The sequence below is a fragment of the Caulobacter sp. 10L414 genome, from assembly GCF_056395525.1.
Genome location: NZ_JBFTJR010000013.1, coordinates 29,531 through 47,128, shown reverse-complemented (window position 1 = coordinate 47,128; position 17,598 = coordinate 29,531). Strand labels below are relative to the sequence as shown.

Genomic DNA, 17,598 nt, shown 5'->3' with positions numbered 1-17,598 from the left:
ATACACGGAGAAAGAGGCTAAGGCCCAAGGTCCGCCTTAGCCGTGCAGCCAGCCTAGCCGCTGAGGCGTGATGTCCTTGCCCTTGAAGAGGGCCGCAACGCCTTCGCCCTCGACGAACTCGCCGATGTCGCGCACCGGCAGGCCGGCGGCGAAGGCGGCGGCCTGGAAGGCGGCGACGTCGGCGGCCGGAACGGCGCAGACGACCTCGTAATCGTCGCCGCCCGAAGCCAGCGACATGCGCGCCTCGCCACGCTCGGGCTGGGCTTCCAACCACTTGCGTGCGCCCGTCGACAACGGCAGGCGGTCGAGGTCGACCTTCACCTGCAGGCCGCTGGCCTTGGCGATGTGGCCCGCATCGGCCAGCAGGCCGTCGGAGACGTCGGCGGCGGCGTGGGCGAACTGGCGCAGAGCTTCGCGAAGGGCGAGACGCGGCGCGGGCGTGCGGTAGCGGCGAACCAGGCCGCCGTCGGGATCCTCGACCTCGCCCCAGTGGGCCAGCAGGCCAAGCCAGCCATCGCCGATGCTGCCCGAAACCATCAGGCGGTCCCCCGCCTTGGCGCCGCGACGCAGGACGGCCGCGCCTTGCGGAACCCAGCCCAGCAGGGTCGCCGAAACGACCATCGCGCCCGAGGTGGTGACGGTGTCGCCGCCCAGCAGATTGACGCCGAAGGTCTGGCCGTCCTCCGCCAGGCCGCGGGCGAAGGTCTCGCGATCCTCGACCGTCGTGCCCGAAGGCCAGCCGACGGCCAGGAAATAGCCGTAGGGCTCCGCGCCCTTGGCGGCGAGGTCGGAAAGATTGGTGCGCAGCAGCCGGCGGGCGACGATGTCGAGATCCTCGCCGGCCAGGAAATGCACGCCCGCGACCATGGCGTCCTTGGTGATCACCAGGTCATAGCCCGGACGCGAGGGCAGCACCGCCGCGTCGTCCAACAGGTCGAGCGCGGCCGGATCGCCGTTGGTCAGCGGGCGAAGGTGCGTCGCGATCAGCTCGAACTCGTCCGGCCCCGACGGCGCGGCCGCCGGAGGGACGTCGTCGAACCACGACTCGTCGTCCTCCGCCGCCGGCGCTGCGGCCGGGGCGGGATCGTCGAACCAGTCGTCGTCAGACTCGGGCGTCACGCGCGATGGCGTCCAGGGCGCCGTTGATGAAGCCGGCTTCCGGCCCCTCGAAGAACGACTTGGCGATCTCGACGTACTCGTCGATCACCACCTCGGTCGGAACGTCCGGGCGGTTCATCAGCTCGTAGGCGCCGGCGCGCAGCACGGCGCGGGCGGTGGCGTCCAGGCGCTCCAGCTTCCAGCCCGAGGCCAGGCGGCGCACGATGGCCGGGTCGATGATCGCCTGCTTGGACACGACGCCCTTCACCAGGTCGGCGAAAAAGGTCTCGTCGGCCTGGGCCAGCTGGGCGCCTTCGGTGTCCTCGACGGCGCGGTCGAAGCGGTGCTCAGAGAACTCGCGCACGACGGCGTCGACGCCGGCGCCGGAGACTTCCATCTGGTAGAGGGCCTGAACAGCCGCCAGACGCGAAACGGAACGGGGCTGGATGCGCTTGCTCATCGCGCTTGTCCCGACAGCTGACGCTTCAATCCAACGATCTCCAGGCATTCCCGAGCGGCTTGGCCACCGCGGTCGCCCTGCGAGAGGCGCGCGCGATTCCAGGCCTGATCCTCGTCATCAACCGTCAACACGCCGTAACCAATGGCCAACCTTTTTCCGACCGCGAGGTCCTGAAGGCCGCGAGCGGTCTCGTTGCTGACGATCTCGAAGTGGTAGGTTTCGCCGCGGATCACCGCGCCCAGCGCGATATAGCCGTCGAAGCGGACGCCCGACGGGCCCTTGCCGGCCTCCTCGGCGATGGCGATGGCGGCCGGGATCTGCAGGGCGTCGGAGACGGTGACGACCTCGTACTCGGCGCCCTGCGCCTCGATCGCCTGCACGGCGCCGGCCAGCAGAGCGTCGGAAAGGCCCGAATAACGGCGCCCCTCGACGATCAGCAGACGAATCTTGTCTTCCACCATATGCCTCTGAACTCCTGGGCGGACGGGAGGCCTCGATGGGCCGTCACACGCCGACCCGAAAAATCGAATCGTAGAATGCGCCTATAGCTCGTCTTCGGCGACGTCGCTCAAGCCTTCTTCGCCCAAAAACTTCGCGAAATCACTGGTCTCCCGGAAATCGCGATAAACCGAGGCGTAGCGGACATAGGCCACGTCATCGAGCGACTTGAGAGCCTTCATCACCATTTCGCCCACGACCGACGACTGAAGCTCGGTCTCGCCCTGGCTTTCCAGCTGGCGGACGATGCCGTTGACCATCCGCTCGACCCGCTCGCCCTCGATCGGACGCTTGCGGGTGGCCAGCGAGATCGAGCGCATCAGCTTGTCGCGGTCGAACGGCGAGCGACGTCCCGAGCGCTTGACGATGATCAGTTCGCGCAGCTGGACGCGCTCGAAGGTCGTGAACCGGCCGCCGCACTCCGGGCAGAGGCGACGACGGCGGATGGCCGCGCCGTCTTCCGACGGGCGGCTGTCCTTAACCTGGCTTTCGGCGTGGCCGCAGAATGGGCAGCGCATGATCTTGGGCCCTCCCCTGCGGCCTTAGGCCATTAGTTGTAGATCGGGAACCGGGCCGTCAAGGCCAGGACTTCCTCGCGCACCTTGGCCTCGACCGCGGCGTTGCCTTCCGGACCGTTGGCGGCCAGGCCGTTGACGACCTCGCCGATCAGCTCGCCCACGCGGGTGAACTCGGCGGCCTYGAAGCCGCGGGTGGTGCCGGCCGGCGTGCCCAGGCGGATGCCCGAGGTGATCGTGAACGGCGCGGTGTCGAACGGCACGCCGTTCTTGTTGCAGGTCATGTGGGCGCGCTCGAGGCTGTGCTCGGCGTCACGGCCGGTCACGCCCTTGGGACGCAGGTCGACCAGCATCAGGTGGCTGTCGGTGCCGCCCGAGACGATGTTGACGCCCGACTTCTGCAGCGCTTCGGCCAAGGCCTTGGCGTTGTCGAGGATCTGCTGGGCGTAATCCTTGAACGACGGCTGCAGCGCCTCGCCGAAGGCCACGGCCTTGGCTGCGATGACGTGCTCCAGCGGACCGCCCTGCAGGCCGGGGAACACGGCCGAGTTGACCTTCTTGATGATGGCTTCGTCGTTGGTCAGCACCATGCCGCCGCGCGGACCGCGCAGGGTCTTGTGGGTGGTGGTGGTGACGACATGGGCGTGCGGAACCGGATTGGGGAACACGCCGCCGGCCACCAGGCCCGCGAAGTGGGCCATGTCGACCATCAGGTAGGCGCCGACGCTGTCGGCGATCTCGCGGAAGCGGGCGAAGTCGATCTGGCGGCTGTAGGCGCTGCCGCCGGCGATGATCAGCTTGGGCTTCTCGCGCTGGGCCACCTCGGCGACGTTGTCGTAGTCGATCAGTTGGTCCTGCTGGCGCACGGTGTAGGACACCGGCTTGAACCACTTGCCCGACTGGTTGGCGGGCGAGCCGTGGGTCAGGTGGCCGCCGGCGGCCAGGTCCATGCCCATGAAGGTGTCGCCCGGCTGCAGCAGCGACATGAACACCGACTGGTTGGCCTGCGAGCCCGAGTGCGGCTGGACGTTGGCGAAGGCCGCGCCGAACAGCTGCTTGGCGCGGTCGATGGCGATGGTCTCGATCTCGTCGACCCATTCGCAGCCGCCGTAGTAGCGCTTGCCCGGATAGCCCTCGGCGTACTTGTTGGTCAGGATCGAGCCCTGGGCCTCCAGCACCGCCTTCGAGACGATGTTCTCCGAGGCGATCAGCTCGATCTGGTTCTGCTGACGACCCAGCTCCCGACCAATGCGATCGAAGATGTCGCGGTCGGCGGTCGCGAGATCGGCGCCGAAGAACTTGGTCAGGTCGGTGGAGGTCGTCATCGGCAGCTCCTTGGGGCGGGCGGCTGGGCTTTGGGCGGCGCGCTCCCGACAGCGGGAGTCGACGGCGCTCTCTTTAGCGTCCTTCGCGGCGCGATCAATGACGGAACCGCGACGGTAACCATGCGTTGGTCACGAACCTCGGCGGGGTGTTGCCGCCGCGCCGAGCGTTTTTGAGTGCAAACGAACAGAACGGGCGGGATGCGTATGGCGGTTTCACACGGCGAAACGGGGTCGGACGCTTCGGACGACACCGACCTGCTGGCGCTGAGCGCGAGCATCGTCGCGGCCTATGTCGGACAGAACAAGATTTCCCAGACCGCGGTCCCCGATCTGATCCGCACCGTGCACGGCGCCCTGCTGGGCCTGAACGGCGAACCGGCCCCGGCCAAGACCGTCGAGAAGCAGAAGCCCGCCGTCCCCGTCTCCCGCTCGGTGCAGCACGACTACATCGTCTGTCTGGAAGACGGCAAGAAGCTGAAGATGCTCAAGCGCTACCTGCGCTCGCACTACGACATGAGCCCCGAGGACTATCGCCGCAAATGGGGCCTGCCGTCGGACTATCCGATGGTCGCCCCGGCCTATGCCGCGCGCCGCTCGGACTTCGCCAAGCAGATCGGCCTGGGCAAGGGCGTGCGGCGGCGGGCCTAGTCGCCCGCCGCGCCGTCCTCAGGCGAGGACCGGAACGCCCTGCTGCCCCGGCAGCTGAATGAACGGGGTGTTGAACCGATCGTAATCGTAGGTGCGGCTGAACATCGGCGGCGAGATCGACAGGAAGTAGTCGACGATGGCGTCCGTCAGCGAACCCAGCGTCTCATGGCCGTACTCGACGAAATCGAGGGTCATGATGTTGGGCCGCAGGACGGGCGCCGGCGCCCCCGACAGCACCGACGGATCGACCTGCCTAGGCACGCCCATCTTCACCCAGTTCATGAACATCGCGATGTTGCGGCCGTTGTTGCGATAGGCGTTGTCGCGCCCGCGGTCGTCGAGTTCGCCGTGCAGCACCTGCATCTGCGCCTGGGTGACGAAGAACGCCGGCGAGCGCGACGCCCAGTCGACCAGATTGGCCTCGTGATAAGGCTGCCAGGTCCCGGCGAACGAGGCCTGGTCGTCGTCGCCGCCGCTCGCGCCGATATCGTCCTCCCACCAGGGATCGAGCAGGCTCACATACCCCACCGAGCGCTGTTCCTGGGCGACGCGGTAGGGCCACAGACCATACCAGCTGGCGTCGTAGGGCGCCGCGGCGCCGAGGTCGTCGCCGTAGAACACGATCACCCGCCCGGCGCCGTTGCGGATGTTGTTGAGGGTCAGGTTCTCGACAGGGCCCTGCGGGATCAGCGAGAAGTAGGCCGCGATCAGCTGGCGAAAATCGTCGTGCTCCTCCGCGTCGAACAGCGAGAAGGTCTGGAATTTGAGGATGATCACTTCGTTCGGGTTGTGCGCCAGGAAGTCCCGGATGTCGTTGAAGATCGACCCGTCGCCCGGATTGACCGCGAACTTCGTCGTCTGGCCGTAGTTCACCAGCACGTTGTCCGACCCGAGGGTGTGCTGAACGTAGAACTTGCCGCCATAGGCGCGCGGGCGCAGGTCGAAGAAGCGGACCCCCAGGCCCAACTGCTCCAGGATCGTCGCGTCCTGGGCCATCGCCCCCTTGCCCATGCCGTAGGTGCCGGAGTCGTGCGTGCCGGCCATCGGCAGCTGGTGAAGCGGCACCTCGCCGAATTCGTTGCGGCTGCTGATCGTGCCGAAGTGGTCGTGCAGGTCGCCCATCCAGCGGCTGTGATTGCGCAGGCGCGCCGACGCATGCAGCGAGCCGTCGCGCTCGTCGGTGGCCAGCCAGCGCTGGAAATCGGCCCGCCACCACTTGCCGCCGGGGGCGAAGACCCGGACGTAGCAGACGAACCAGCCGGACGCCGCGCCCGCGTCGTCGTGCGAAAGCTCGATCGCGACGGGCGCGCCCGGATTCTGGAAGGGCCCGGCATCGAAGGTCAGGACGTCCAGCGCGCCGCTGTCGAGATAGCCGGCCGCGCCATCGGCATGGAGCACGGTGCGGTCGCCGCTGCTCCAAACGACGGCTATCGTCGCCTTGGCGCTGGTGCCGGCGTCGGCGCTGTCCGCGGTCTTGATCTCGAGCTTGTAGGTCATGGGGCGCCCCTGGGCATGGTGATTACCGGCCCGGAGCGTACACCCATTACGCGAATACGCTTGTGCGCAACGCCACAGTTGCGATCAGTTCGCCGCTTCCGAGAAGATGTCGCGCTTCTTGAAGCCGGCGGTCATGAACCGGCCCATGGCCTTGGGCATGGTCAGCCAGCGCACCGGCGCGGCCGTGGCCTCGCCCTTCAGCACGCCATCGGCGATGTAGGGCGCCACGGTCTCCACGCGGTCGCCGAGAATGTTGTAGAGCTTCATCGACTTGGCGCGGTCGGCGTCCGAGGCGTCGCGCATCTCCGACTGCAGCAGGTCGGTGGCCACGATGCCGGGGCTGATCGTGCCGATCCGCACGCTGGTGCCGTCCAGTTCCTTGCCCATCGACTTGGTGAAGTAGGTCACAGCCCGCTTGGTGGCGCCGTAGAGCGTCAGGCCCGAGGCGGTCATGCCGTCGCTGCCGAAGCCCTCGAAATTGTAGATCGCACCGCCGCCGGGCTGGGCCAGCATGCGGATCATGGCCAGCTTGGTGGCCTTGATCACGCCCAGCAGGTTGGTGGCGACCACCGCGTCGATCTCGGCCTCCTCGACCTTGTCGAGGCGCACGCGGGGCGACACCGAGCCGGCGTTGTTGATCCAGATGTCGACAGAGCCGAATCGCTCGACGGCGGCGTCCCAGAGGGCCTCCAGGTCGGCCACCTTGCTGACGTCGCAGGCCTGGGCGGCGACGGCCCCGCCGGTGGCTTCCAGCTTGCCCAGGGCCTCGGCCAGGACGGCGGGGTTGCGGCCGGAGATCACCACCTGGCAGCCACGCTCAAGGAAGGCTTCAGCCAGGCCGAAGCCGATGCCGCGGCTGCTGCCGGTGATCACGATGGTCTTCACGGGGCGACTCTCTTCTAGCGCAGGACGCCGCATCCAGCCTGAAGCCGGGCGCGGGCGYAGCGGTCTCGTGGCGGGAAACCGCCACGCGGAGAGGCCGGGGATGATCTTCATTCACGCGCGCCCCCTCCCCCAAATCCGCCAATCCTCGCGAAGGCGGGGACCCAAGCTGACTTTCAGGATTGAGGACGGCCAGGGTCTATCCGCAGACTCGGCTTGGATCCCCGCCTTCGCGGGGACGCTCGGTGAAACACGGCGAAGATCTCGGCTCTAAACCGCCGATTCCCGCTCCAGCCAGGCCCGCGCCTCCGATCGCGCCCAGGCGATGCGGGGCGCCAGATCGGCCACGGTGTCTTCGTCCAGCCCGATCAGCAGCCGGCGGGCCTCGTCCAGGGTCGCCAGATCCGTCTGCGCGTCGCCGAGATAGGCATCGGGCAGCTCGTGCTGATGAAAGGCGATGTCGGCCAGGACGGCGTCGACCAGATCGAGCCGAGCCGGCGCGAACAGCGGATCCCGCTCGAGGGCCTCGCGCAGAAAGGGCTGCGGCGGCGCGTGCCAGGTCGAACCGCCGCTCGACAGGCGGGCCAGCCAGACGAGCGGCCAGGGATCAGCCGGCTTGCTCGCGGCCCACTCCTCCAGGGCCGGGCGGACCAGCAGGCGGAACAGAGGGACCGGCAGCACCGCCTCGGGCTGACCGCGATAGGCCAGCCGCTTCTCGCCGATCCAGGCGGCGAAAGCCGCCCGCTCGGCCAGCGGCCAGCTCACCGCCCCGGCGATGAAGGCGTCGAGCGCGTCGAGCGCCTCGCGACGCAGGCCCTGATGGCGAAGGCGGAAGTAGTCGGCCACGCCCGACCAGCCGGGATGCGCGGACGCATCCTCGGCCAGCTCGCGCAGATAGCCCATATCGAAACCCAAAACGGGTGCTTTAAGCCGCGTGGCCGCCCATGCGGGCCACGTTGCAGTGCGCCCAGAGCTTTTCCATCGCCCCGACCAGCTTGCGCATCATGTCGTCGGTGTGGAACGGCGTGGGCGTGAAGCGCAGGCGCTCGGTGCCGCGCGGCACGGTCGGATAGTTGATCGGCTGCACGTAGACGCCGTGATCGGCCAGCAGCATGTCGCTGATCAGCTTGGTGTGGATCGGATCGCCGACCAGCACCGGCACGATGTGGCTGTCGTTCTCCATCACCGGCAGGCCGGCGTCCTGGAACATCTTCTTCAGGGTGGCGGCGCGCTCCTGGTGGGCGTCGCGCACCTCCGGATGCTGTTTCAGCCACTTCACGCTGGCCAACGCCCCGGCGGTCAGGGCCGGCGGCAGCGAGGTGGTGAAGATGAAGCCCGAGGCCATCAGGCGCACCGCGTCGATCACCTCGGCGTCGCCGGTGATGTAGCCGCCCATGACGCCGAAGGCCTTGCCCAGCGTGCCTTCGATGATGTCGATCTGATCCATCACGCCGTCGCGCTCGGCGACGCCGCCGCCGCGCGGACCGTACATGCCGACCGCGTGGACTTCGTCCAGATAGGTCATGGCGCCGTACTGCTTGGCGAGCGCCGCGGTGGCGCCGATGTCGGCGATGTCGCCGTCCATCGAGTAGACGCTCTCGAAGGCCACCAGCTTGGGCGCGTCGGCCGGCGCGGCCGCCAGCAGCTCTTCCAGGTGGGCCAGATCGTTGTGGCGGAAGATGTGACGCGGGCCGCCGCCGTTGCGGATGCCGGCGATCATCGAGGCGTGGTTCTGGGCGTCGGAGAAGATGATCAGGCCCGGCAGGATCTTCTGCAGGACGCTGAGCGTGGCTTCGTTGGAGACGTAGCCCGAGGTGAACAGCAGCGCGGCCTGCTTGCCGTGCAGGTCGGCCAGCTCGGCTTCCAGCTCCACGTGATGGTGGTTGGTGCCCGAGATGTTGCGGGTGCCGCCCGAGCCCGAGCCGTGGTCGTCGATCGCCTGGTGCATGGCGTCCAGCACGACGGGGTTCTGGCCCTGGCCGAGATAGTCGTTCGAGCACCAGACCACGACTTCGCTCTCACCGCCGTCGGCGCGGGTCCAGGTCGCGCGCGGGAAGGCGCCGCGATGGCGCTTCAGGTCGGCGAAGACCCGATAGCGACCCTCGTCGCGGATCTGGGAGACAGCGGCGGTGAACGCGGCTTTGTAGTCCATGCTGGTCTCTACCCGTCGAACCGAAGCTCGGCGGTCCTTTTCTTCTGGCACGGCTTTTCGCACCACGCAGGCACAGTGTCCACCTAAGGGCCTCTACCTACAAATTGGAATTGGGCGTGGTGTCGCATCGATTGGTTCTATAACAGCGGATCGCAACCCTGCCTTGTTCAAACCAGCTCAGCAATGCGTCCGCGCAGCAGTTGCAGGACTGCCGAAAAATCCTTGCCGCCAAAGCCGTTGGCGTCGAACAGCGCGTACAGCGCCTCGGCCTGGGCGCCCATCGGCGTGCTGGCGCCGGCGCGCGCGGCCGCTTCCTGGGCCAGCTTCAGGTCCTTGAGCATCATCGCCGTGGCGAAACCGCCCTCGTAGCCGCGGTCGGCCGGCGTGCTGGGCCCCACGCCCGGCACGGGGCAATAGGTCGAGACCGACCAGCACTGGCCCGACGACTGGCTGGCGATCTCGAAGAAGCGGTCTGCGGCCAGGCCCAGCTTCTCGGCGAGGGCGAAGGCCTCGCAGGTTCCCAGCATGGAAACGCCCAGCAGCATGTTGTTGCAGATCTTGGCCGCCTGCCCCGCCCCATGGCCGCCGGCGTGGATGATCGCCCGCGCCATCGGCTTCAGCGCAGCCTCGACGGCGGCGAAGTCGGCGTCGTCGCAGCCGACCATGAAGGCCAGGCTCCCGGCCTCGGCGGCCATGATCCCGCCGGAGACCGGCGCATCGGCGAAGCGGAAGCCCGCCGCCCTCGCCTGCTGCGCCACCGCGCGGGCGCTGTCGACGTCGATGGTCGAGCAGTCGATCAGTAGGGCCGACTTCGGGGCGCTGCCCAACACCTGCTCGCCATAGACCGCCCGCACGTGCGGGCCGGCGGGCAGCATGGTGATGACGATCTGCGCGTTCTTCACCGCCTCGGCCACGGAAGCCGCGGCCACGCAGCCCGCGCCGACGGCCTTTTCCAGCGCCTTGGCCGAAAGGTCGAACGCCGCCACGGCGTGGCCGGCCCTGGCCTGGTTGGCGGCCATGCCGCCGCCCATGTTGCCCAGGCCGATGAAGGCGATACGGGTCATTGGTGCGCTCCCTAAATGCGAACCGCGCCTACGTGGGCGCGGTCCTTGTGTTTGTATCTTCGAGGTCGTGCGTCCTTCGAGGCCCGCTGCGCGGGCGCCTCAGGATGAGGAAATCAGAGCAATGACACCCTCATCCTGAGGCGCGCCCCGAAGGGGAGCCTCGAAGGACGCAACGCCGCTACCGCGCCCCGGCGGGCTTGCGGAACTTGTAGATGAACTGGTCGGTCTTGCCGCGGATCGACGGGTCGAAGACCGAGACGTTGCGCTTGTCGGCGGCGTCGCGCAGCACGCGGCTTTCGCCCTCGAACACGAAGCCGGCGGCGGTGATCTCGGCCTTCACGGTCTCGGGGTCGATGCGGTGCAGTTTCTCTGCGTCGCGCAGGCCCGAGCCCGGCTGGGCCGAGTGGTCGAGCACCAGGTAGACGCCGCCCGGCTTCAGCGACTGGAAGACCTTGCGGTTGACCACCGCCATGTCGGGCTTGCCCATCAGCGGGGTGTGCATGTCGTGATAGTTCTGGGCGGTGAACACCAGGTCCAGCTTCTCCGGCGCGCCGAAGTTGGGCAGCAGGTTCAGGATCACCGAGACGTTCTTGTAGGCTGGATCGGCGGCGATGGCGTTTACGGCCGGCTCGCGGTTGGCCAGCTTGGTCAGCTCGTCGGGCACATAGGCGTAGACGTGGCCGCGCGGGCCGACGGCCTTCGACAGGATGCGGGTGAAATAGCCGGTGCCGGGAATCAGGTCGGCAACCTTGGCGCCGTTGCGCACGCCGGCGAAGGCCAGCACCTGGGCCGGAAGGCGATCGGCGTCGCGCCGGCTGTCGACCTCGGGGCGCAGCGGATTGTCGACGGCGGCGATGATGTTGGCCGGGATCGAAACCGGGGCGTCGGCGGGCGGCGGAGGCGGCGGTGCGGCCGGTCCCATCGGGGTCGTGGCGCACGCAGTCACGGCGAGCGCGGCGACGAGGCTGAGAAGCGGCTTACGCATGGTCTTCCTTCCGGCGGACTTTCTTCTTTGGCTGGCGGCAAGCTAGCGAGGCCAAGCGACAGCTTCAATGCCGCTACGGCATAACGCTGTCAGGCTTCCGCGAGAGGCGTCCACTCCTCCTCGGGCGGAAGCGGCGCGAAGATCGCCTGGATATCGGCGTCATCCACCGCCTCGATGCTCGGCGGGTCCCAGCGGGGCGCGTTGTCCTTGTCGACGATCACCGCCCGCACGCCTTCGATGAAGTCGTGGCGACGCACGACGCGCGAGCCGATCCGGTACTCCATGGCCATGTTGTCGGCGAAGTCGGTCATGGCCTCGCCGCGCTTCAGTTGCTCGAAGGCGACCTTGAGGGTCTGGGGCGACTTGGTCTTCAGCACCGCCAGCTGGGCCTTGCCCCAGTCGCTGGAGTCGACCTCCAGGAACTCGAAGATCTGTTCGACGCTGTCGCCGACGAACAGGCGGTTGAGGTCCTGTTCGTAGCCGACCAGGGGCGCCTTGCCGGCGTCGGCGCGATACATGCGCAGCGTCTCGTCAATGCGGCGATGGTCGGCCAGGATGGCCTTCTTCAGCCCCTCGACCGCGCCGAACTCCACGAAATGGGTGGCGATGCCCAGGCGCATGCAGTCCGCGCCCTTGATCCGCGCGCCGGTCAGGGCCAGCCACAGCCCCGCCTTGCCCGGCAGGCGCGGCAGGTACCAGCCGCCGCCGACGTCCGGAAACAGGCCGATGCCGGTCTCGGGCATGGCGAAGGTCGTGCGCTCGGTGGCGATCCGGTAGTGGGCCGGCATCGAGATGCCGACGCCGCCGCCCATGACCACCCCGTCCATGATCGCCACGATCGGCCGGTCGTAGTGGAACAGCAGGTGGTTCAGCCGGTACTCGGTGTGGAAGAACTTGCGCGCCTCGACGCCGTCGGCCGCCCCGCTCTGCGCCAGCATGCGGATGTCGCCGCCCGCGCAGAACCCCCGCTCGCCCGAATGATCGATCATCACCATGTCGATCTCGGGATCGGCCTGCCATTCCAGCAGGGTCCTGATCATGATCTCGCACATGGAAAGCGTCAGGGCGTGCAGCGCCTTGGGCCGGTTCAAAGTGATCCGGCCGACGTTCTTCTTGACGCTGACGAGGACTTCGGGGGCCTGCTTTTGGGGAGCTTCGGTCATCTGGGGTCTCAGGCGAATTCTGGGTCTTCGACCGGTGCGCAGTCGAAGCGGTCGATCTGGCCGGCCATCAGGCGGTAGACCGCGTCCTGCGGCACTTCCTGGGCGAGGGTTTCCGCGCGCGACAGGCCGGCATAGGCGCCGCGCAGCAGGCGGCCGGCGACGCCGTGACTGACGACGATCAGGCGGCGCTCGCCCTCCGGGGCCTGCTCGGCCAGCCAGCCGGCGACTCGGGCGGTGACGTCCTCGAAGGTCTCGCCGCCGGGCGCGCGGAAGGCCCATTCGTAGCTGGCGAACAGCTCGGGGTTCTCGCGGCGGATGTCCTCGCGCAGGCGGCCCGACCACTCGCCGACGCTGATCTCCAGCAGGCGATCGTCGAAGCTCAGCGGCAGACCCGTTCGCTCGGCGATGGCCTCGGCCGTATGGCGCGCGCGACGCAGCGGACTGGCGACGATCCGCCAGGCGTCGGACGGCTCGCGCGCGATCAGGTCGGCCAGCAGGTCGCCCATGGCCCGCGCCTGGGCGCGGCCAAGGGCGGTCAGGTCGGACTCGGTCTGGCCCTGGAAGCGTCCTTCGCGGTTGAACTGCGTCTGGCCGTGGCGGCAAAGATAGATCATGGCGGGTTCCGACGCTGAAACTGCAGCCTCACGACGAAGCCAGGTCGGGCCTAGCCCGCCCGGCTCCGACGAACAAGCCGCCTACTGCCGGAACATCTCGCGGGCGATGATCACCCGCATGATCTCGTTGGTGCCTTCCAGGATCTGGTGGACACGCAGGTCGCGGACGATGCGCTCCAGCGGGTAGTCCTGCAGGTAGCCATAGCCGCCGTGCAGTTGCAGGGCGTCGTTGGCCACCTGGAAGCCGGCGTCGGTGGCGAAGCGCTTGGCCATGGCGCACAGCTTGGTGGCCTGCGGATCCCGGTTGTCGAGCGCATGGGCGGCGCGGCGCACCATCAGGCGGGCGGCCTCCAGTTCGGTGGCCATGTCGGCCAGCTTGAACTGCAGCGCCTGGAAGTCCTTCAGCGGCCGGCCGAACTGGTTGCGGGTCTCCAGATAGGCCTTGGCGGTGTCGAGGGCGAACTGCGCGCCGCCCAGCGAGCACGAGGCGATGTTCAGCCGTCCGCCGTCCAGGCCCATCATGGCGAAGCGGAAGCCCTCGCCCTCTCCGCCGATGCGGTTCTCGATCGGCACGCGGCAGTCGTCGAAATTGACCTGCGCCGTGGGCTGGGCGTTCCAGCCCATCTTGCGCTCGTTGGCCCCGAAGGTGAGACCCGGCGCGCCCTTCTCGACCACGAAGGCCGAGACGCCCTTGGGGCCTTCGCCGCCGGTGCGGGCCATGACCACGTAGACGTCCGACACGCCGCCGCCCGAGATGAAGGCCTTGCCGCCGTTCAGCACGTAGTGGTCGCCTTCCAGCCGCGCGGTCGTGCGCATGCCGGCCGCGTCCGAGCCCGAGCCCGGCTCGGTCAGGCAGTAGCTGGCGATCAGCTCCATGGTGGTCAGGCGCGGCAGGAAGCGCTGGCGCAAGACCTCCGAGCCGAAACGGTCGATCATCCACGAGGCCATGTTGTGGATGGTGAGGTAGGCCGCCGTCGGCACGTCGCCGTAGCTGAGGGCCTCGAAGATGATCGAGGCGTCGAGGCGCGACAGGCCGCTGCCGCCGACGTCGTCATTGACGTAGATGCCCGCGAAACCCAGGCCCGCGGCCTCGCGCAGGACGTCGACGGGAAAGTGCTTCTTCTCATCCCACTCGGCCGAATGCGGGGCAAGCCGTTCTGCCGCGAAGCCCGAAGCCATATCCTGAATGGCGCGTTGATCGTCGTTCAGCGCGAAATCCATGCGCCATTTCCTCCCATGCGGGGCATGTACGCCCTCACCTTCTTGACCGCTGACCTGCCCTGAGCAGCCAAGTGTGTCAATCATATCTCAGTTGGCGAATTTGCATGCGGCGCCGCAGCGAAATCGGGTGCGAAAGGTCGCACCTCCCTTGATCCGACACCTCGTCGGTATCAGATCACGCCCATCGGAGGCGTCGTCTCGGTTCCCATGTCCAAGTTCATTACCGCTCTGGCCGCGGTCGCGGCCCTGTTCACGTTCGTGTCTGCGCCGGCTCACGCCGAGAATCTCGGCGTGTGGCGCAACCCGAAGGACAACATCCGCCTGCACATCACCGACTGCGGTCCGAGCATGTGCGGTTGGGTCGTCTATGCCAGCCGCAAGGCCGAGGCCGACGCCAAGAAGAGCGGCTACGACACCCTGGTGGGCCAGCAGGTGCTGCGCGACTTCGCGCCCACCGGCAATGGAAACATGAAGGGCAAGGTTTTCGTTCCGACCCTGAAGGTCACCCTCTCGGGCACCGCCGAGTTCGTCGACGCCCGCACCATGCGCGCCAAGGGCTGCGTGCTGGGCGGCCTGTTCTGCAAGTCGCAGGTCTGGACCCGCGTCGACGGCGTCCAGCAGGTTCGCGTCAGCAAGGCCGGCGAATAGCTCCTTAAGGGCCTTAACGCCTTGCCTCGACCGGCGGCGCGCGCGAAACCCTTCGCATGACCGTTCCGCCCCTCGCCCCCTACCCCGCCACGCGCCTGCGCCGCCTGCGTCAGGCCGACTGGACCCGCCGTCTCGTCCGCGAGACGCAGGTCACGCCGTCCGACCTGATCTGGTCGATGGTGGTGCACGAGGGCGAAGGAACCGTGCCCGTCGCCTCGATGCCCGGCGTCGAACGCCTCAGCGTCAAGGAGGCGGCCAAGGCCGCCGTCCGGGCCCGCGACCTGGGCATTCCCGCCATCGCCATCTTCCCGCACATCGATCCGTCGCGGAAGGACGCGACCGGCTCGATCGCCGCCGATCCCGACGGGGTGATCCCGCGCGCCGTCAAGGCCATGAAGGACGCCGCCCCCGAGGTCGGCATCATGTGCGACGTGGCGCTGGACCCCTTCACCGACCACGGCCACGACGGCGTGGTCGAGGGCGGCAAGATCCTCAACGACGCCACCATCGAGCGGCTGATCGAACAGGGTCTGATGCAGGCCGCCGCCGGCGCCGACATCCTGGCCCCCTCCGACATGATGGACGGCCGCATCGGCCGTCTGCGCGGCGCGCTCGAGGCCGACGGCTTCCAGGACACGATGATCATGTCCTACGCCGCCAAATACGCCTCGGCCTTCTACGGCCCGTATCGCGACGCCATCGGCTCGGCCAAGCTGTCTGCAGGCCAGGGCGACAAGAAGACCTACCAGATGGATCCGGCCAACACCGAGGAAGCCATCCGCGAGGTCGCGCTCGACATCGCCGAGGGCGCCGACATGGTCATGGTCAAGCCGGGCCTGCCTTACCTCGACATCCTGCGCCGCCTGGTCGACGAGTTCCGCATGCCCACCTACGCCTTCCAGGTGTCGGGCGAGTACGCGATGATCAAGGCCGCCGGGGCCAACGGCTGGATCGACGAAGAGCGCGCCATCCTCGAAAGCCTGGCCGCCTTCAAGCGGGCCGGCGCGGCGGGGATCATCACCTATTTCGCACCCTGGGCCGCCGAAAAGCTGGGCGGGTAAGCGGCCATGGCGCGCATCGGGGTCAATCATTTCGCGACGTTCCATTTCGAAGACCCCGCGGCTGCTCCCAAGGCGCACGGCCGGTCGGTCCGAGACTTCGCGGCGGCTCTGCACCGCGACCTCGACCTGCCAGGCGCCAAGCCGGATGCGCCGTTCGGCGATGAAGAGCTGTCGATCTTCTCGGTCGCGCTCGGCGACGCCGAGTTTAGCGTCGGCGTCAGCGCCAAAGGCCAAAGGCCAAAGCTCGAACGAGATCTGGGAGCTGCATGTCCAACTGCCGCATCCCGCCTTCTTCAGAAAGGCGCGCGAGACCCAATTGGAAACCATGCGACGCCTCGACGAGGCGCTGCATAGGCAGTTGCAGGCGCTGGGCGCCCAAGACCTTCGCTGGTTCGTGCAGGACAAGCGCGACGACGCCTGCCAGGTAGAGCCCTGACGGCGTCGAATCCGCTAGGCTGGCGGGCATGACCAAGGTTCTCGACATCGTCACCGCCGTGATCCGCGACGAGGCGGGCCGCATGCTGCTGGTGCGCAAGCGCGGCACGGCGATCTTCATGAAGCCGGGCGGCAAGCGCGACGGGGGCGAGGACGACCTGACCGCCCTGGCCCGCGAACTGGACGAAGAGCTGGGCTGCCGGCTGGTGGACGCCAGCCTGCTGGGCCGCTTCTCCGCCCCGGCCGCCAACGAGGCCGGGTTCATGGTGCAGTCGGCGACCTACCTGGCCATGGTCGAGGGCGCGATCGCCGCGCGGGCCGAGATCGAGGAACTGGCCTGGATCGATCCCGCCGCCCCGCCCGCCGGCATGCCGCTGGCGCCGCTGCTGACGGACGAAGTGATCCCCGCCCTGCTCGCGCTCGCCTGAGAGTGCTATAGGCCGCGGATGACGACGATCTACATCGACGCGGACGCCTGCCCCGTGAAGGACGAGACCTACAAGGTCGCGGCCCGCAACGGCCTGAAGACCTATGTCGTCTCCAACAGCTGGATCCGCGTACCCGCCACCCCGGCCATCGAACAGATCGTGGTCGACGCCGGCCCCGACGTCGCCGACGACTGGATCGCCGAGCGCGCCGGTCCGGGCGACGTGGTGGTGACCAACGACATCCCGCTTGCCGACCGCGTGCTGAAGGCCGGCGGCCAGGCGATCGCGCCCAACGGCCGGGTGTTCACCAACGACATGATCGGCTCGGCCCTGGCCTCGCGCTCGATCGGCGAGCACCTGCGTTCGATGGGCGAGGTCACGAGCGGCCCCAAGGCCTTCGGTCCCCAGGACCGCAGCAAGTTCCTGCAGGCGCTCGACCAGGCCGTGGTCAAGGCCCGCCGCGTGGTCCCGCGATGATCGAGATCACCTCCTGGCTGCGCATCGACGAGGACGAACTGGTCGAGAAGGCCGCCCGCGCCTCGGGCCCCGGCGGCCAGCACGTCAACAAGACCTCGACGGCCATCGAGCTGCGCTTCGACGTGACGAATTCGCCGTCGCTGACCGACGACATCAAGGCCCGGCTGACGGCCCTGGGCGGCAGCCGCATGACCCAGGAGGGCGTGCTGGTGCTGTTCTCCCAGGGCCATCGTTCGCAGGAACTGAACCGCCAGGACGCCCGCGAGCGACTGGTCGAGCTGATCCGCCGGGCCACGGAAAAGCCCAAGCCCCGCCGCCCGACCAAGCCGACCTATTCCAGCAAGCTCAAGCGGCTGGAGACCAAGTCGAAGCGATCGGGCGTGAAGTCGATGCGCGGCCGCGTCCGTCACGACGACTGAACGCGCCG

General features: G+C 68.2%; 21 protein-coding genes. 7 read left to right on the top strand and 14 right to left on the bottom strand.

Going from position 1 to position 17,598, the window contains the following annotated elements:
- Window positions 1-36: 36 nt before the first annotated feature.
- The 5 genes from thiL to glyA form a co-directional block, all read right to left on the bottom strand.
- The gene (gene thiL, locus AC1DCG_RS07430; RefSeq protein ID WP_477036396.1) at window positions 37-1,119 is read right to left on the bottom strand and encodes a thiamine-phosphate kinase; all 1,083 of its coding nucleotides are present in this window, start codon (window positions 1,117-1,119) and stop codon (window positions 37-39) included.
- Window positions 1,103-1,558, bottom strand: coding sequence for a transcription antitermination factor NusB (gene nusB, locus AC1DCG_RS07425; protein WP_101714274.1), 456 nt, complete (start codon window positions 1,556-1,558; stop codon window positions 1,103-1,105). Before nusB ends, thiL begins: the two co-directional genes overlap by 17 nt.
- A complete protein-coding gene (locus AC1DCG_RS07420) occupies window positions 1,555-2,019 on the bottom strand; it encodes a 6,7-dimethyl-8-ribityllumazine synthase (RefSeq protein WP_165259709.1) in 465 nt (154 codons plus the stop codon). The genes nusB and AC1DCG_RS07420 overlap by 4 nt, the downstream gene beginning before the upstream one ends.
- Window positions 2,020-2,100: 81 nt before the next feature.
- Complete coding sequence (nrdR, locus tag AC1DCG_RS07415) at window positions 2,101-2,574, bottom strand: transcriptional regulator NrdR (protein WP_101714276.1); 474 nt, start codon at window positions 2,572-2,574, stop codon at window positions 2,101-2,103.
- A gap of 32 nt (window positions 2,575-2,606) precedes the next feature.
- A complete protein-coding gene (glyA, locus tag AC1DCG_RS07410) occupies window positions 2,607-3,896 on the bottom strand; it encodes a serine hydroxymethyltransferase (protein WP_477041436.1) in 1,290 nt (429 codons plus the stop codon).
- A gap of 204 nt (window positions 3,897-4,100) precedes the next feature.
- Between glyA and AC1DCG_RS07405 the strand changes: the two genes are divergently transcribed.
- Entirely contained in the window at window positions 4,101-4,544 is a 444-nt protein-coding gene (locus AC1DCG_RS07405) for a Ros/MucR family transcriptional regulator (RefSeq protein WP_477030078.1), read from the top strand.
- Window positions 4,545-4,562: 18 nt separating this feature from the next.
- Here AC1DCG_RS07405 and AC1DCG_RS07400 read toward each other — a convergent pair whose 3' ends face one another.
- From AC1DCG_RS07400 to AC1DCG_RS07360, 9 genes are all read right to left on the bottom strand, one after another.
- The gene (locus AC1DCG_RS07400) at window positions 4,563-6,041 is read right to left on the bottom strand and encodes a PLAT/LH2 domain-containing protein (RefSeq protein WP_477030077.1); all 1,479 of its coding nucleotides are present in this window, start codon (window positions 6,039-6,041) and stop codon (window positions 4,563-4,565) included.
- Between the two features lie 84 nt (window positions 6,042-6,125).
- On the bottom strand, window positions 6,126-6,926 hold the full coding sequence (locus AC1DCG_RS07395) for an SDR family NAD(P)-dependent oxidoreductase (protein WP_477030076.1): 801 nt from the start codon (window positions 6,924-6,926) through the stop codon (window positions 6,126-6,128).
- Window positions 6,927-7,193: 267 nt separating this feature from the next.
- Window positions 7,194-7,838, bottom strand: a complete 645-nt coding sequence (locus AC1DCG_RS07390; protein ID WP_477041435.1) for a hypothetical protein — start codon at window positions 7,836-7,838, stop codon at window positions 7,194-7,196.
- A gap of 10 nt (window positions 7,839-7,848) precedes the next feature.
- Complete coding sequence (gene hemA / locus AC1DCG_RS07385; RefSeq protein ID WP_165259697.1) at window positions 7,849-9,075, bottom strand: 5-aminolevulinate synthase; 1,227 nt, start codon at window positions 9,073-9,075, stop codon at window positions 7,849-7,851.
- Window positions 9,076-9,242: 167 nt separating this feature from the next.
- On the bottom strand, window positions 9,243-10,139 hold the full coding sequence (gene mmsB, locus AC1DCG_RS07380; RefSeq protein ID WP_477030074.1) for a 3-hydroxyisobutyrate dehydrogenase: 897 nt from the start codon (window positions 10,137-10,139) through the stop codon (window positions 9,243-9,245).
- Between the two features lie 178 nt (window positions 10,140-10,317).
- Window positions 10,318-11,124 (bottom strand): class I SAM-dependent methyltransferase, encoded by an 807-nt coding sequence (locus AC1DCG_RS07375; RefSeq protein WP_165259693.1) that lies wholly within the window; start codon window positions 11,122-11,124, stop codon window positions 10,318-10,320.
- Window positions 11,125-11,213: 89 nt separating this feature from the next.
- Window positions 11,214-12,287 carry an enoyl-CoA hydratase/isomerase family protein gene (locus AC1DCG_RS07370; protein WP_477030073.1) on the bottom strand — a complete coding sequence of 358 codons (1,074 nt, stop codon included), beginning with the start codon at window positions 12,285-12,287 and terminating at the stop codon, window positions 11,214-11,216.
- Between the two features lie 8 nt (window positions 12,288-12,295).
- Window positions 12,296-12,901 (bottom strand): histidine phosphatase family protein, encoded by a 606-nt coding sequence (locus AC1DCG_RS07365; protein WP_477030072.1) that lies wholly within the window; start codon window positions 12,899-12,901, stop codon window positions 12,296-12,298.
- Between the two features lie 81 nt (window positions 12,902-12,982).
- Window positions 12,983-14,122, bottom strand: a complete 1,140-nt coding sequence (locus AC1DCG_RS07360) for an isobutyryl-CoA dehydrogenase (RefSeq protein WP_477030071.1) — start codon at window positions 14,120-14,122, stop codon at window positions 12,983-12,985.
- Between the two features lie 207 nt (window positions 14,123-14,329).
- On the opposite strand from AC1DCG_RS07360, the gene AC1DCG_RS07355 reads away from it, so the two are divergent.
- From AC1DCG_RS07355 to arfB, 6 genes are all read left to right on the top strand, one after another.
- The gene (locus AC1DCG_RS07355; RefSeq protein ID WP_165259681.1) at window positions 14,330-14,770 is read left to right on the top strand and encodes a DUF2147 domain-containing protein; all 441 of its coding nucleotides are present in this window, start codon (window positions 14,330-14,332) and stop codon (window positions 14,768-14,770) included.
- 56 nt (window positions 14,771-14,826) lie between these two features.
- Window positions 14,827-15,831, top strand: a complete 1,005-nt coding sequence (hemB, locus tag AC1DCG_RS07350; protein ID WP_477030070.1) for a porphobilinogen synthase — start codon at window positions 14,827-14,829, stop codon at window positions 15,829-15,831.
- Window positions 15,832-15,837: 6 nt separating this feature from the next.
- Window positions 15,838-16,185, top strand: a complete 348-nt coding sequence (locus AC1DCG_RS07345) for a hypothetical protein (protein WP_477030069.1) — start codon at window positions 15,838-15,840, stop codon at window positions 16,183-16,185.
- 110 nt (window positions 16,186-16,295) lie between these two features.
- On the top strand, window positions 16,296-16,694 hold the full coding sequence (locus AC1DCG_RS07340) for an NUDIX hydrolase (protein ID WP_477030068.1): 399 nt from the start codon (window positions 16,296-16,298) through the stop codon (window positions 16,692-16,694).
- Window positions 16,695-16,712: 18 nt separating this feature from the next.
- Window positions 16,713-17,171, top strand: a complete 459-nt coding sequence (locus AC1DCG_RS07335) for a YaiI/YqxD family protein (protein ID WP_165259673.1) — start codon at window positions 16,713-16,715, stop codon at window positions 17,169-17,171.
- Window positions 17,168-17,590, top strand: a complete 423-nt coding sequence (gene arfB, locus AC1DCG_RS07330) for an alternative ribosome rescue aminoacyl-tRNA hydrolase ArfB (protein ID WP_165259671.1) — start codon at window positions 17,168-17,170, stop codon at window positions 17,588-17,590. Before AC1DCG_RS07335 ends, arfB begins: the two co-directional genes overlap by 4 nt.
- Window positions 17,591-17,598: the final 8 nt, after the last annotated feature.